The organism is Buttiauxella izardii (genome assembly GCF_003601925.1).
Taxonomy (GTDB): domain Bacteria; phylum Pseudomonadota; class Gammaproteobacteria; order Enterobacterales; family Enterobacteriaceae; genus Buttiauxella; species Buttiauxella izardii.
On the sequence record NZ_QZWH01000016.1, the window covers coordinates 40037 to 55251 of the forward strand.

Sequence of the window (15215 nt, forward strand, 5' to 3'; positions counted from 1 at the left end):
TCACTGTGCCAGGCTCGAGTGAAACAAAAGTTACAGAGGTCATGATGAAACAATTAGATGAACGCTTAAGGGCGACATACGAACAGCTTTCCCCGCAGGAACAGCGAGTTGCTGCGTTTATTGTCGATCATTTTGATGACCTGATTAGCTACAACAGCGCCGAACTGGCCCGTCTTTCTGGCGTTTCAAAAGCCACGGTGAGCCGCCTGTTTAAGCGCCTTGGCTACGACCGTTATAAAGATATGCGTGAAGAACTGCGCAATCTGCGTCAGAGCGGAATGCCGCTCACAGAAAACCGTGATGCGGTGCAAGGTAACACGCTGTTGGCGCGGCATTATAAACAGGAAATGGCGAATCTGACGCAGTGGGTCAGCCTGCTCGAAACGCAGCAATTTTCCGAGGTTGTGACGGCGCTGACGACGGCAAAACGTATTTTTATTATCGGCTTAAGAAACTCGTGGCCGGTCGCAATGCACCTGCGCCAACAGTTATTGCAGGTACGTAGCGACGTTTATCTATTGCCGCAGCCGGGCCAGACGCTGGCCGAAGAAGTGGTGGATATCAGCGAACAAGATTGTGTTATCGCTATCGCGTTCCGCAGGCGTCCGCGCATTATCAAGCCGCTGCTGGCGAATCTGCATCAGCGGCAGGTGCCGCTTTTGGTAATGAGTGAAGCGCAGGGTTCGGGCTTGACGCCTTATTGCCGCTGGCATTTTGCCGCCCCGCTGGACAGCGTTTCAGCCTTCGACAGTTACAGCAGCGCGATGAGCCTCGTCAATTTGTTATCCAACGCCGTTCTCCACGAAGCGTTAACCACAGGCCGCCAGCGTATTCATCATATTGCTGAGTTGTATTCTGAACTGGATGAGCTCGAGCAACGCTAGCGCACTTTAGTGGTGCAATTGCACACATCATGGGAGCCATTCTGGTTCAAAATTACAGGGGTGGCCAATCTCTTCGTAGGTCGGATAAGCGCAGCGTCATCCGACACGATTGCCGTAAATGGTGGATGACGCTAACGCTTATCCACCCTACAAAATCCGTTTTTCACCCTTTGTCATTATCGAAATTTGGTGGCACATTAGTTGCAGAATATTTTTATTAAGAATCTTTTGTTTCACGCAAAATAAAAGGAAATGCCATGTTCGATATTCAGCACTTCTCACAAATCAATCCGCCACATCGGTTGTTGATGGGGCCGGGGCCAATTAATGCCGATCCCCGCGTATTACGGGCGATGGCGAGCCAGTTGATTGGGCAATATGACCCGGTCATGACCGGTTATATGAACGAAGTGATGGTGCTGTATCGCGAACTTTTCCGTACTCAAAACCGTTGGACAATGCTGGTGGATGGCACTTCTCGCTCCGGCATCGAAGCGATTTTGCTTTCTGCGATTCGCCCCGGCGACAAAGTGCTGGTGCCGGTATTTGGCCGTTTCGGTCATCTGCTATGTGAAATTGCCCGCCGCTGCCGCGCAGAAGTTCACACTATTGAAGTGCCGTGGGGAGAAGTATTCACACCCGACCAAATCGAAGATGCTATCAAAACGGTAAAACCGCGTTTGCTGCTGACGGTTCAGGGCGATACATCCACCACCATGCTACAGCCCCTGGAAGAACTCGGTGAAATCTGCCGCCGCCACGGCGTGCTGTTTTACACCGATGCCACGGCGTCATTTGGTGGCAACAAACTGGAAACCGACGCCTGGGGTTTAGATGCGGTTTCAGCCGGGTTGCAAAAATGCCTCGGAGGCCCGTCTGGCAGCTCGCCGATCACCCTCAGCGCACAAATGGAAGAAGTGATCCGCCGCCGTAAATGTGTGGAAGAGGGCATTCGTACTTCCGCGCATCAGGATGGCGATGACGAAATGATCTACTCGAATTATTTCGATCTCGGCATGGTCATGGATTACTGGGGCCCGGAGCGCCTGAACCACCACACGGAAGCGACCAGCATGTTGTTTGCCGCCCGTGAATGCGCGCGCATTATTCTGGAAGAAGGGGTGGATGTGGGGATTGCTCGCCACGAACTGCACGGACGTGCGCTGGTGGCCGGGATTCAGGGCATGGGGCTGGAAACCTTCGGCAATCTGCAACATAAAATGAATAACGTGCTCGGCGTGGTGATCCCTTCAGCCGTTCACGGCGAAGAAGTGCGCAAAATGCTGCTAGAAGATTTCCATATTGAAATCGGCACCTCGTTTGGCCCGCTGCAAGGCAAAATCTGGCGCATCGGCACCATGGGTTATAACGCGCGCAAAGATTGTGTGCTGCAAACGCTGACGGCGCTGGAGGCGGTGCTGAATCGTCTTGGGTTCAAGTCGACGCAAGGGGCAGCAATGCAGTCGGCTTGGGATGTTTATGCGCAGGAAAATCGCTGATGGTTAAACATGTCATGAATGCCGCGCAGGCCAGCGCCGCCGCTCGCCGGGTTATGCAGCGCGCGGATGAACTCGCGCAAATTAGCGAAACACCGGGCCAGCTCACGCGCGTTTATCTCTCCCCTGAACATCTGCGGGCTAACCACATGCTTGGAGCATGGATGGAACAAATCGGCATGGCCACCTGGCAAGATGCGGTGGGCAATATTTGTGGGCGCTACGAAGGGGCAAGTGAAGGCGCTCAGGCGATTTTGCTGGGTTCGCACCTCGACACGGTACGCAATGCCGGGCGCTACGACGGCATGTTGGGCGTACTTACCGCGCTGGAAGTGGTCGCATTTCTCTATGAAAACAATCTTCAATTAGAGCAGGCGATTGAAATTGTTGGCTTTGGAGATGAAGAGGGCACGCGTTTTGGCATCACATTATTAGGCAGCCGTGGTGTAACCGGAACCTGGCCGGATAACTGGCTGGCCTGCGAAGATGCGGCAGGAATCAGCGTCGGGCAAGCGCTGGTAAATGCCGGTTTTGATCCTTCGCGTATTCAGAGTGCCGCGCGCAGCCCGGAAGAATTCAGCGCTTATCTGGAAATGCATATTGAGCAAGGGCCGGTGCTTGAGCGTGAAAATCTGGCGCTTGGCGTGGTGACGGCGATTAACGGTGCTCGCCGTCTGAAATGCCGATTTGTTGGCGAAGCAGGCCATGCAGGCACGGTTCCGATGACTCTTCGTAAAGATGCGCTCGCCGCCGCTGCCGCGTGGATGACTGACATCGAAACAGCGACAGCGGCTTATGCGCCGGATATTGTCGCGACGGTCGGCACGCTGCAATGCTTACCGGGAGCGGCGAATGTGATTCCCGGCGAAGTGAATCTGACGCTGGATATTCGCAGCCCACGAGATTCTGACCTCGAATTGTTGCTCGCAAAATTGTTGAACCAGGCGCAGCAAATCGCCGCTCAACGAGGCGTAACCTTTAGCGCCGAAACTTACTATTCCATCCCTGCGACACCTTGCGATACTCGTTTACAACAAGCGTTAACATCATCTATTTCTGCGGTGCAGGGGCGCAGTTTATCTTTGCCAAGTGGCGCGGGGCACGATGCTATCGCCATCGCAGAACACTGGCCGGTGGGCATGATGTTTGTGCGCTGCGACCGCGGGATAAGCCACCATCCGGCGGAGTCTGTGATTGAAGCTGATGTGATGCAGGCAGTGCAGGCGTTTACACAAACGGTAATGGCGTTGGCGGCGAATCCTCTGGCTGAATTTAACGACGCCACTAACAGCGATGCGCTGAATCTGGTTGCGCCATGCGTCGCGATTGCGACCTGGGCTGAAAACCTGGTTGCCGCTCGCCCTTATTCGAGCGTCGATGTATTGCAGCATTATGCTTCGCAACTGACTTTGGATTGGGGGCGTGAGGAGCTAAATCAGGCGCTTAGCGCACATCCGCGCATCGGCGAAAAAGCGCAGGGCAGCAGTCAAGAGGCGGCACTTTCGAAAGGTGAACAATCCGCCGTTGATACCGAAAACAGTGCATTAACGCTCGCGCTGGCGCAAGGCAATGCGCAATACGAGGCGCAATTTGGGCGTGTTTTTTTGATTCGAGCTAAAGGTCGCTGCGGTGAAGAAATTCTCGGGGAGCTTAAGCGCCGCCTGAATAATTCGCCGGAAGAAGAAGAGCTTGAAGCGCTGGAGCAATTACGCCAAATCACGTTGTTACGCCTCGAAGGAGTGTTTGCCGCATGAGCCAGTTAAGTACTCATATTCTTGATACCGCGTTGGGAAAACCTGCGAAGGACGTGGTGATTCGCCTTGAACAGCAGATTGCAGAGCAATGGGAAGTGATTGCGCAAGGTGTGACGGATGCGGACGGGCGGCTAAAAGATTTCACCCCAGCGCATTTGGCGGCGGGGCGTTATCGCCTGACTGCCGAAATCGGGCATTATTTTGCCGCAACGCAGCGGGAAACGCTTTATCCCAGCGCGCAAATTGATTTCATGATTACGCAAAACGGCGGGCATTATCACCTGCCGTTTCTGATTTCCCCGTGGTCGTGGTCGACTTACAGAGGTTCGTAGTTAAAGGCTGAACGGATCGGCATCTTGCCAGGCGGGGAATTTCTCGCGGTATTCTTGCAATGCAATCAGCGATAAATCGGCATCGAGCCGCATCGCCTGATGGGCTTCGCCATTCGCCAGAATTTCACCCTGAGGATTAATAATTTTGCTATCGCCACGGTAATGATGCCCGTTACCGTCGGTGCCAACACGGTTGCAGCCCGCGACATACGCCTGGTTTTCAATGGCGCGAGCAATCAGTAAACTTTGCCAATGCAGAGAGCGCGGGGCAGGCCAGTTCGCCACATACAACGCCAGGTCATAATCGTTGCGGTTGCGTGAAAATACCGGGAAGCGCAGGTCGTAACACACTTGCGGCAGAATGCGCCAGCCGCGCCATTCCACGATAACTCGCTCATTGCCCGCCTGATAATGATGATGTTCATCCGCCATGCGGAAGAGGTGGCGTTTATCGTAGAAGTGGACTTTGCCGTCGGGCTGAACCAGCAGAAAACGGTTTACTGGCCCACGTTCGGTTTGCAATGCCGCACTTCCGGCAATCATCGCCTGAGTTTGCTGGGCTTTAAACTGCATCCAGTCAATCACTTCTTCTTCAGCAAGCGACTGTGTGGCGGCTTCCATTGCAAAACCGGTAGTGAACATTTCCGGCAAGACAATCAGATCGCGGCCATGAATAGCGTCCAACTGTACATCGAAATGGCGCAAGTTTGCCGCGCCGTCCATCCAGACCAGCGGTTGTTGCAGAACGGTGATTTTCAAACCAGACACAATCGGAAGCCTCATGATAAACAGTGTTTCATTCACTTTAGCATGAGTAGAAAAGAAAAAACCCCGCGAACGGGGTTTTAAGAAGGCTTATGCCGCTTCAATCTTGCGATGCTTTTCCGGCACCTTTACCGGCATGGTTGCCAGTTCCTCCGGCTCAAACTCATCAACGTTGATACTGCGCAGACGGCTTGCTTCCGCTTTGGTCAGAATCGCCGCTTCTTCAGCGTTGATTTTCCCTTCTGCCAGCCATTGTTTGGCCTGCTCATCAAGACGGGTAAACGACAGGTTACGCCCGGTTTCTTTACTGATGCGCAGATGGATTGGCTCAGCAGCCATCACGTCCATCAATGCTTCTTCCAGCAGGCCAGCCGGGTTGAACTCGCTTGGTGTCAGATACTGGCCGCGCCCGATACGTGAACGGGTAGCGGATGGGATCTGCATGATCTTCGCCAGTTTGTGGTCCAGCTTGTCCGATGGAGCATCGTAACGACGGCCCAGCGGGAAGATAACCACGCGCAACATGCCAGCCACAAACGCATTCGGGAAGTTACGCAGCAGGTCGTCAATCGCTTGCTCGGCCTGATACAGCGCATCCTGAACGCCCCAGTGAACCAACGGTAAATCCGCTTCGTTACGGCCTTCGTCGTCGTAGCGTTTCAGCACGGAAGAGGCGAGGTACAGCTGGCTTAACACATCACCCAGGCGAGCTGAAATGCGCTCGCGACGCTTGAGGCTGCCGCCCAATACCGCCATGGAAACATCTGACAGCAATGCCAGGTTGGCGCTCAGACGGTTCATGTACTGGTAGTAGCGTTTAGTCGAGTCTTTGGTCGGTGTGGCGCTGGTCAAACCGTTGGTCAGGCCAAGCCACAGGCTGCGCATTTTGTTGCTGCCGACGTGGCCGATATGCTTGAACAGCAGCTTATCGAACGCGTTGACGTCATTGTTTTGCGCCGCATTCATCTCGTCGAGAACATACGGATGGCAACGAATCGCACCCTGGCCGAAGATAATCATGCTGCGGGTCAGGATATTCGCCCCTTCAACAGTAATGGCGATTGGTGCGCCTTGATACGCTCGCGCCACAAAGTTGGAGTTGCCGAGCATAATGCCTTTACCGCCGAGAATATCCATCGCGTCGAGAATCGCGCGCTGGCCACGGTGGGTACAGTGGTACTTCACGATAGCCGACAGCACCGCCGGTTTTTCACCGAGCATAATCCCGTAAGTCACCAGCGAAGCCGCCGCATCCATCACATAAGCGTTACCGGCAATACGCGCTAATGGCTCTTCAATCCCTTCCATTTTACCGATAGAAATTCTGAACTGGCGGCGAATGTGCGCATAAGCACCGGTTGCCATTGCCACAGATTTTAAACCACCGGTAGAGTTAGACGGCAGGGTAATGCCACGGCCAACGGACAAGCATTCCACCAGCATACGCCAGCCCTGGCCGGCCATTTTCGGACCACCGATGATGTAATCAATCGGCACGAAAATATCTTTACCGCGAGTTGGGCCGTTCTGGAACGGTACGTTCAGCGGGAAGTGGCGTTTGCCAATTTCCACGCCCGGCGTGTGAGTTGGAATCAACGCACAGGTAATGCCGAGTTCTTCTTCATTGCCCAGCAGTTTATCCGGGTCAGACAGTTTGAATGCCAGGCCAAGAACGGTGGCGATTGGGGCCAGCGTAATGTAGCGCTTGTTCCAGGTCAGACGCATACCGAGAACTTGCTGACCCTGCCATTCGCCCATACACACAACGCCAGTATCGGGAATCGCGCCCGCATCGGAGCCTGCTTCAGGGCTGGTCAGTGCAAAGCATGGGATCTCTTGACCACGCGCCAGGCGTGGCAGGTAATGATCTTTCTGCTCTTCAGTACCGTAATGTTGCAGCAATTCGCCCGGGCCTAAAGAGTTAGGCACACCGACGGTAATCGCCAGAATCCCGGAAACGCCCGACAGTTTTTGCAACACGCGAGATTGTGCATAAGCAGAGAACTCGAGGCCGCCGTACTCTTTCTTGATGATCATCGCGAAGAAGCGATGTTCTTTTAAATATGCCCACAGTTCTGGCGGCAAATCGGCCATTTCGTGAGTGATTTGGAAGTCATTTGCCAGGCGGCAAGCTTCTTCAACCGGGCCGTCAATAAAGGCTTGCTCTTCTTCAGTCAGCTTAGGCTGCGGATAGTTGTGCAGTTTTTCCCAGTCTGGTTTCCCGCGGAACAAATCGCCTTCCCACCAGGTTGTACCGGCATCGATAGCTTCTTTTTCAGTACGCGACATCGGCGGCATGACTTTACGGAAGCTGCGGAAGACTGGAGCGGAAATCAAAGATTTGCGGATTGGTGTGAAAACAAACGGCACCAGAATAATCGCCAGCGGAACCAGTACCCAGATTGACCAGATACCGGCGAAACCAAGCGCTGCCGTCCACACCAGCAAAATTGCGCTACTCAGCAGTAAATTGACCTGGTGATAGAAAAGCACACCGAGGAGAACAACGGTTGCAACGATACTCAACATTAACATAAGGAAAACTCCCTTGCTTGTAGGAGGTCTGACCACTTGGATGTATTCGTTTTAGTTCATGTGGTTTTTTTTAGCAATATCTTCACAAAATAATTACAACTCAGCTCACATTGTTACCGCACGGAACAGCAAAAGCAGGAGGATATGGCGCTTCTCGCGCTATCCGGTAAACTGCTTGGGTTAATCAATCAAAAAATGCTGAAGGATATCCTCATGTACCAGGATCTTATTCGTAACGAACTGAATGAAGCGGCAGAAACACTGGCTAACTTCCTGAAAGATGACGCTAACATTCACGCCATTCAGCGCGCAGCAGTGTTGCTGGCTGATAGCTTTAAAGCGGGTGGCAAAGTGCTTTCTTGTGGCAACGGTGGTTCACATTGCGACGCAATGCACTTTGCTGAAGAACTGACCGGGCGTTATCGCGAGAACCGTCCTGGTTACCCGGCGATTGCGATTTCTGACGTTAGCCACATCTCTTGTGTCGGCAACGATTTTGGCTACGACCACATTTTCTCTCGTTACGTTGAAGCGGTTGGCCGTGAAGGCGACGTTTTACTGGGGATCTCCACTTCTGGCAATTCCGGCAACGTGATCAAAGCGATTGAAGCGGCGCGTGCGAAAGGCATGAAAGTAATTACCCTGACCGGTAAAGACGGCGGCAAAATGGACGGTTCTGCGGATGTTGAAATTCGTGTGCCGCACTTTGGTTACGCTGACCGCATTCAGGAAATCCACATCAAAGTGATTCATATCCTGATTCAGCTGATCGAAAAAGAGATGGTTAAGGCTTAAGTTTTGCCTGATCTTGTTCCCTCTCCATCAGGGAGAGGGTTAGGGTGAGGGTGAGGGTAGTTAAAAGTGGTGGGAGGTTAAGATGTGCGAACTGCTCGGGATGAGCGCCAATGTGCCAACAGATATTTGCTTTAGCTTTACTGGTCTGGTGCAGCGTGGCGGGGGAACGGGGCCGCATAAAGACGGCTGGGGCATTACTTTCTACGAAGGTAAAGGCTGTCGTACGTTCAAAGATCCGCAACCGAGTTTTAACTCTCCCATTGCAAAACTGGTGCAGGATTACCCGATCAAATCCTGTTCTGTGGTCGCCCATATTCGCCAGGCAAACCGCGGCAAAGTGGCGCTGGAAAATACCCATCCTTTTACCCGCGAACTTTGGGGCCGCAACTGGACCTATGCTCATAACGGCCAGCTTAAAGGGCATCGCTCGCTGGATACCGGCCCGTTTCGCCCGATTGGTGAAACCGACAGTGAACAGGCGTTTTGCTGGTTGCTGCATAAACTGACACAACGTTATCCACGAACGCCGAGCAATATGCAGGCGGTATTCCGTTATATCACCGAACTTGCAGTGCAATTGCGTGAAAAAGGCGTGTTCAACATGTTGTTGTCAGATGGGCGCTACGTGATGGCGTTTTGTTCCACAAACTTATACTGGATTACCCGACGGGCACCGTTTGGTGTGGCAAAATTATTGGATCAGGATGTGGAAATTGATTTTCAGGAAGAGACCACACTCAACGATGTGGTCACTGTTATCGCGACTCAGCCTCTGACAGGGAACGAAACCTGGCACAAGATTGCGCCAGGCGAGTCGGAATTATTTTGTCTCGGGGAGCGCGTAGTTTGATGCCAACTGCGGTTGCGTCGAAGGCGTAACCGGCTTGCTAACCACGTAATTACCACTTACAACAGAAACGCCCGGCGGCTGATGATTCGCCGTAAAGTAGTCATAACCCGGTTTTAGCTGTTTCCAGAAGTCGATGTAATAAGAATATTTGTGGCGCTGCATGTTGGCATCAGTCATGCGGAACGGATAGATGCTGACCTGCACGCTTGGCTGGCCGAAGACTAATGCGCCGGTCACAAACTGGAAAATCTCATCAATGTTGGTGTCGGTCATGGCATAGCAGCCAACGGACACACAAGCACCGTGAATCATCAGATATTGACCCTGATAACCATGCTGGCGATCAAATTCGTTCGGGAAGCCGATATTAATGGCTTTATAGAAACGGCTATCAGGTTTTAACTGACTGCGACTCACGTTATAAAAACCTTCAGGACTTTTAAAATCACCCTGACGCTGTTTTGGACCTAATCCACCGGAATAGTTACAGATGCTATAGCTGTCGAGCAACTGGAACTTCTCGCCCATTTTTACGTATAGCTCTAGCGTGCGCTCTTCCTTAAATATTTGAATATAAACAGGAGAGCCCATGAGTTGTTGCTTGAATTCTTTGCTGACAGGCGTGTTTGACGAGTTGCTGCTTAACAAGCTGGCAAACGACAAGCACGGCATCAAAAGCATCGCAATAACGAGTGCGATCTTACGCATACTGCTTTATTCCTTGATAAAACTTATACCGAATGCCAGGACGGCAAAATGGAGACCTGAAATCAGATTACTCTGGATTAGGAGCGCTCACATTAGCATCGTTATGATTTTTCGCAACCCCAAAACAGGGCGTGCGAAGTTATAAAATTGGACTTTATAGAATACTTCTGGAAAGGGAAAGTATTAGCTTTTTGCGTAACAGCTCGCATAGCTGCATATCTGTATGTTGTTTTGTGCCCCTTCCGGGCGCTAATGATGCTAAAATCCCGCCGAATGTTGACCTGCGGATATGAACGGAAACTATCCATAAGTCAGTTGTACCGGCTTTCCGGGCGACTTATACCTCCCTCTCGCAATAGTGAATGGATGCGTTTCCTTTTTTTTCTGCCTTATGTGTCGCATCGGTTGAACGTTAATTCAACCCATCCGTTGTCGGCTACAGTTTTTTGTCGGTATGTTTAAGCCAATTTTAAACGTGATAACCTTATGATAAAAATCAAAAAAGGTCTGGATTTGCCTATTGCCGGTTTGCCGGAACAGCAAATCCATGACGGCCCAGCGATACCTTTCGTGGCCCTGCTCGGTGAAGAGTATGTCGGCATGCGTCCTTCTATGCTGGTGCAGGAAGGCGACAAGGTATTGAAAGGTCAGCCTCTCTTCGAAGATAAAAAGAACCCTGGCGTGCTGTTTACCGCTCCTGCGTGTGGAACGGTGACTGCGATTAATCGCGGTGAACGTCGCGTGCTGCAATCTCTGGTTATTGAAGTTCAAGGCGACGAGCAGGTTGTTTTTGAACGCTTTGCTCCAGAAACCCTTGCCAAACTGCCGCGTGAAACCGTTCAGGCACATTTATTGTCCTCCGGTTTGTGGACTGCGTTGCGCACTCGTCCATTTAGCAAAACACCACCACCAGCCAGCGTTCCTGCGGCCATTTTTGTCACGGCGATAGATACCAATCCGCTGGCGGCTGACCCACAACCTATTATTCGTGCGCATCGCGAAATGTTTGATGCGGGCTTAACCGTGCTTTCACGCCTGACCGATGGCAAAGTCCATGTCTGCCAGGCGGGCGGCGGCAAACTGGGTGGTCATTCTGCTGGGCAGGTCACTTTTAATGAATTTGCAGGCCCACATCCTGCCGGGTTAGTGGGTACACACATTCACTTCCTCGAACCGGTCAGCCTGCAAAAATCGGTCTGGCACCTGAATTACCAGGATGTTATCGCCATCGGCAAACTGTTCGTTGAAGGCGAGTTGTGGACCGAACGCGTTATTGCGCTCGCTGGGCCGCAGGTTATAAAGCCACGCCTGATTCGCACTCGTTTGGGGGCTTCAATAGAAGTTCTGACAGCAGGTGAACTGGCAGAAGGTGAAAACCGTGTGGTTTCCGGTTCTGTGCTGAGCGGAACGATCGCAGCAGGCCCTCGTGCCTGGCTGGGGCGTTTCCATCTGCAAGTTACCGTTCTGAAAGAAGGCCGTGAAAAAGAGTTGTTTGGCTGGGTGATGCCGGGGGCCGATAAATATTCGATTACCCGCACGACCATCGGCCACTTCCTGAAGCGCAAACTCTTTAGCTTCTCAACAGACACGAATGGCGGTGAACGTTCAATGGTGCCCATTGGCAACTATGAACGCGTGATGCCACTGGATATTCTGCCGACGATGCTGTTGCGTGATTTGTTGGCGGGCGATACCGACAGCGCGCAGGCGTTGGGGTGTCTTGAGCTGGATGAAGAAGATTTGGCGCTTTGTACCTATGTGTGTCCGGGGAAATACGAGTACGGCCCGGTTCTACGCGAGGTCTTAACCCGCATCGAGCAGGAAGGATAAGTCATGGGCTTGAAGCATTTATTTGAAAAACTAGAGCCGCACTTCACGCAAGGCGGAAAGCTAGAAAAGTACTACCCGCTCTTTGAAGCGACGGCGACACTGTTTTATACGCCAGGCATTGTCACGCCTGGCGCTTCACACGTTCGTGATGCTATCGATCTGAAACGCATGATGATCCTGGTGTGGTTCGCCGTGTTCCCGGCGATGTTCTGGGGCATGTACAACGTCGGCCTACAAACCATTCCTGCACTGAACAAAATGTACGGTGCGGAGCAACTCCAGCAGGTGATTTCATCTGACTGGCATTATGTGGTCGCGCAGTGGCTGGGGGTGAACTTCACGCCTGATGCTGGCTGGCTAAGCATGATGACGCTGGGCGCGGTCTTCTTCCTGCCAATTTACGCCACGGTATTCCTGGTGGGCGGGTTCTGGGAAGTGTTGTTTGCCATCATCCGCAAACACGAAGTTAACGAAGGCTTCTTCGTCACCTCCATCCTGTTTGCTCTGGTGGTTCCACCCACTTTGCCTCTCTGGCAAGCCGCGCTCGGTATCAGTTTTGGCGTGGTGATTGCGAAAGAGATCTTCGGTGGGACAGGGCGTAACTTCCTCAACCCGGCACTGGCGGGGCGTGCGTTCCTGTTCTTCGCTTACCCTGCGCAAATCTCCGGTGATTTGGTATGGACGGCGGCGGATGGTTTCTCCGGCGCGACCCCACTTTCACAGTGGTCACATGGCGGCGGTGAAGCGCTGGTTAATGTTGTCTCTGGCCAGCCTGTCACCTGGATGGATGCTTTCCTCGGTAACATTCCGGGTTCCATTGGTGAAGTCTCGACCCTGATGATCCTGATTGGTGGCGCGATTATCCTGTTCGGTCGCGTGGCTTCCTGGCGCATTGTCGCAGGCGTCTTGCTCGGCATGATTGCCACCGCAACCCTGTTTAATTTCATTGGTTCTGATACCAATCCTCTATTCGCTATGCCGTGGTACTGGCATCTGGTGCTGGGTGGTTTTGCCTTCGGCATGATGTTCATGGCGACTGACCCGGTTTCCGCCTCATTTACTAGCAAAGGTAAATGGTGGTACGGCGCGCTTATCGGTGTGATGTGTGTGTTGATTCGTGTAGTAAACCCGGCCTATCCAGAAGGGATGATGCTGGCGATTCTGTTCGCCAACCTCTTTGCACCGCTGTTCGATTACCTGGTGGTGCAAGCCAATATCAAGCGGAGGAAGTCGCGTGGCTGAAGTAAAAAGTAACGATAGCATTGGCAGAACACTGCTGGTGGTGCTGGTGCTTTGCCTGGTCTGTTCCGTGGTGGTTGCAGGCTCTGCTGTTGGTTTGAAGTCGCGCCAGCAGGAACAAAAAGCACTGGATAAACAGCGTAATATTCTGGACGTAGCAGGTCTTGCCACGCCGAAGATGAGCGGTGAGGAAGTGAAATCTACTTTTGAATCCCGTATTACGCCGCGTCTTTTAGATTTGAAATCTGGCGAAATGCTAGATAAAGACCCAGCAAAATTTGATCAAGCCGCTGCACTGCGGGACCCGCAGCAAAGTGTTGAACTGGCTTCTAACGATGACCGCGCCGGAATCAAACGCCGCAGCAACATCGTGGAAATCTATCTGGTGCGTAACGAGCAAAACCAGGTCCAGGAAGTTGTCTTGCCGGTGTATGGCAAGGGCTTGTGGTCAATGATGAACGCTTTTGTCTCCTTGCAGACTGATGGTCGCACTGTAAAAGGCATCACTTACTACGATCAGGGTGAAACACCGGGTCTGGGGGGTGAAATTGAAAACCCAACCTGGCGGGCGAAGTGGATCGGCAAGAAATTGCTTGATGACAACGGCCAACCCGCACTGCGCGTTGTAAAAGGCGGGGCGCGTCAGGGTGATGAATATGGGGTCGACGGTTTGTCTGGCGCAACGCTGACGGCAAACGGAGTACAACACACTTTTGATTTCTGGATGGGCGAACTTGGGTTTGGCCCGTTCCTGAAACAAGTTCGTGAAGGAGCGCTCAACAATGGCTGATATTTCAGACATGAAAGAGGTCAAACGGGTTCTGGTGAGTCCGCTGGTGGACAACAACCCGATTGCCTTGCAAATACTCGGCGTTTGTTCGGCGCTAGCGGTGACCACGAAACTGGAAACCGCGTTTGTTATGACGATAGCGGTAACGGTGGTGACGGCGTTCTCAAGCATGTTCATCTCAATGATTCGTAACCTGATTCCAAACAGTGTCCGCATCATCGTGCAGATGGCAATCATTGCTTCACTGGTAATCGTCGTGGATCAGATTCTGCGTGCTTATGCTTACGAGATTTCCAAACAGCTCTCCGTATTCGTCGGCTTGATCATCACCAACTGTATTGTGATGGGGCGCGCCGAAGCCTACGCCATGAAGTCACCGCCGCTGGCGAGCTTTATGGATGGCATCGGTAACGGCTTGGGTTATGGCGTGATTCTGTTGCTGGTTGGCTTCCTGCGTGAACTCATCGGCAGTGGCAAACTCTTTGGTATCACGGTGCTGGAAACTGTTCAGAACGGTGGCTGGTATCAGCCAAACGGTATGTTCCTGTTAGCGCCGAGTGCGTTCTTTATTATCGGCCTGCTGATTTGGGCCCTGCGCACGCTGAAGCCTGCGCAACAGGAAAAGGACTAACTGACTATGGAACATATGATTAGTCTGTTTGTGCGTGCTGTGTTTATTGAAAACATGGCGCTCGCGTTCTTCCTTGGCATGTGTACCTTCCTTGCCGTTTCCAAAAAGGTTTCCACGGCATTTGGTTTGGGTGTCGCGGTGACGGTCGTTTTGGGAATCGCAGTGCCTGCGAACAACCTGGTTTATAACCTGGTTCTGCGTGACGGCGCGCTGGTTGAAGGTGTCGATCTCAGCTTCCTTAACTTCATCACCTTTATTGGTGTGATTGCCGCGCTGGTGCAGATCCTTGAAATGATCCTCGATCGTTTCTTCACGGCTCTCTATAACGCGCTGGGGATCTTCCTGCCGCTTATCACCGTTAACTGCGCCATCTTCGGTGGCGTGTCGTTTATGGTGCAGCGTGATTACAGCTTCGGTGAATCTATCGTTTACGGTGTCGGTTCCGGTGTGGGCTGGATGCTGGCGATTGTCGCAATGGCCGGTATTCGCGAAAAAATGAAGTATGCCAATGTGCCCGCAGGATTGCGTGGCTTAGGAATTACCTTTATCACCACTGGATTAATGGCGCTGGGCTTTATGTCATTCTCCGGTGTGCAGCTATAAGGG

14 protein-coding genes and 1 pseudogene are annotated in these 15215 nt (G+C 52.4%); 12 read left to right on the plus strand and 3 right to left on the minus strand.

All coding sequences use genetic code 11. From position 1 onward, the window contains the following. Window positions 1–44: 44 nt before the first annotated feature. The 5 genes and pseudogenes from D6029_RS08935 (at window position 45) to uraH (ending at window position 4466) form a co-directional block, all read left to right on the plus strand. Window positions 45–884: a MurR/RpiR family transcriptional regulator gene (locus tag D6029_RS08935; protein ID WP_120064483.1), complete on the plus strand. Its 840-nt coding sequence runs from the start codon at window positions 45–47 to the stop codon at window positions 882–884. A gap of 257 nt (window positions 885–1141) precedes the next feature. Then, complete coding sequence (locus D6029_RS08940) at window positions 1142–2383, plus strand: pyridoxal-phosphate-dependent aminotransferase family protein (RefSeq protein WP_120064436.1); 1242 nt, start codon at window positions 1142–1144, stop codon at window positions 2381–2383. Continuing rightward, window positions 2383–3633, plus strand: a pseudogene (gene hpxK / locus D6029_RS08945) (allantoate amidohydrolase); the annotation flags it as partial. The gene D6029_RS08940 and the pseudogene hpxK, both read left to right, overlap by 1 nt. Then, complete coding sequence (gene uraD / locus D6029_RS22660) at window positions 3622–4134, plus strand: 2-oxo-4-hydroxy-4-carboxy-5-ureidoimidazoline decarboxylase (RefSeq protein WP_244212394.1); 513 nt, start codon at window positions 3622–3624, stop codon at window positions 4132–4134. The pseudogene hpxK and the gene uraD, both read left to right, overlap by 12 nt. Then, window positions 4131–4466 carry a hydroxyisourate hydrolase gene (gene uraH / locus D6029_RS08950; RefSeq protein ID WP_120064438.1) on the plus strand — a complete coding sequence of 112 codons (336 nt, stop codon included), beginning with the start codon at window positions 4131–4133 and terminating at the stop codon, window positions 4464–4466. Before uraD ends, uraH begins: the two co-directional genes overlap by 4 nt. Here the strand turns inward: uraH and D6029_RS08955 are convergent, their stop codons facing one another. Together D6029_RS08955 and fadE are read right to left on the minus strand one after the other, a co-directional pair. Then, on the minus strand, window positions 4467–5234 hold the full coding sequence (locus D6029_RS08955; protein ID WP_120064439.1) for an amidohydrolase: 768 nt from the start codon (window positions 5232–5234) through the stop codon (window positions 4467–4469). Window positions 5235–5321: 87 nt separating this feature from the next. Continuing rightward, window positions 5322–7766: an acyl-CoA dehydrogenase FadE gene (gene fadE / locus D6029_RS08960; protein WP_120064440.1), complete on the minus strand. Its 2445-nt coding sequence runs from the start codon at window positions 7764–7766 to the stop codon at window positions 5322–5324. Window positions 7767–7979: 213 nt separating this feature from the next. On the opposite strand from fadE, the gene lpcA reads away from it, so the two are divergent. Beyond that, window positions 7980–8561 (plus strand): D-sedoheptulose 7-phosphate isomerase, encoded by a 582-nt coding sequence (gene lpcA / locus D6029_RS08965; protein WP_115631891.1) that lies wholly within the window; start codon window positions 7980–7982, stop codon window positions 8559–8561. A gap of 82 nt (window positions 8562–8643) precedes the next feature. Beyond that, window positions 8644–9411, plus strand: a complete 768-nt coding sequence (locus D6029_RS08970; protein ID WP_120064441.1) for a class II glutamine amidotransferase — start codon at window positions 8644–8646, stop codon at window positions 9409–9411. Here D6029_RS08970 and dpaA read toward each other — a convergent pair. Then, the gene (dpaA, locus tag D6029_RS08975; protein ID WP_120064442.1) at window positions 9382–10119 is read right to left on the minus strand and encodes a peptidoglycan meso-diaminopimelic acid protein amidase; all 738 of its coding nucleotides are present in this window, start codon (window positions 10117–10119) and stop codon (window positions 9382–9384) included. The genes D6029_RS08970 and dpaA overlap by 30 nt on opposite strands. A gap of 486 nt (window positions 10120–10605) precedes the next feature. Here dpaA and D6029_RS08980 point away from each other — a divergent pair, with 486 nt between their 5' ends. From D6029_RS08980 to nqrE, 5 genes are read left to right on the plus strand one after another with little or no spacing between them, the layout of a single operon-like run. Beyond that, on the plus strand, window positions 10606–11949 hold the full coding sequence (locus D6029_RS08980) for a Na(+)-translocating NADH-quinone reductase subunit A (protein WP_120064443.1): 1344 nt from the start codon (window positions 10606–10608) through the stop codon (window positions 11947–11949). 3 nt (window positions 11950–11952) lie between these two features. Beyond that, complete coding sequence (locus D6029_RS08985) at window positions 11953–13191, plus strand: NADH:ubiquinone reductase (Na(+)-transporting) subunit B (protein ID WP_120064444.1); 1239 nt, start codon at window positions 11953–11955, stop codon at window positions 13189–13191. Further along, window positions 13184–13978 carry a Na(+)-translocating NADH-quinone reductase subunit C gene (locus D6029_RS08990; RefSeq protein ID WP_120064445.1) on the plus strand — a complete coding sequence of 265 codons (795 nt, stop codon included), beginning with the start codon at window positions 13184–13186 and terminating at the stop codon, window positions 13976–13978. Before D6029_RS08985 ends, D6029_RS08990 begins: the two co-directional genes overlap by 8 nt. After that, a complete protein-coding gene (locus tag D6029_RS08995) occupies window positions 13971–14609 on the plus strand; it encodes an NADH:ubiquinone reductase (Na(+)-transporting) subunit D (protein ID WP_081908371.1) in 639 nt (212 codons plus the stop codon). The genes D6029_RS08990 and D6029_RS08995 overlap by 8 nt, the downstream gene beginning before the upstream one ends. A 6-nt stretch (window positions 14610–14615) precedes the next feature. Next, window positions 14616–15212 carry an NADH:ubiquinone reductase (Na(+)-transporting) subunit E gene (gene nqrE / locus D6029_RS09000; protein ID WP_120064446.1) on the plus strand — a complete coding sequence of 199 codons (597 nt, stop codon included), beginning with the start codon at window positions 14616–14618 and terminating at the stop codon, window positions 15210–15212. Window positions 15213–15215: the final 3 nt, after the last annotated feature.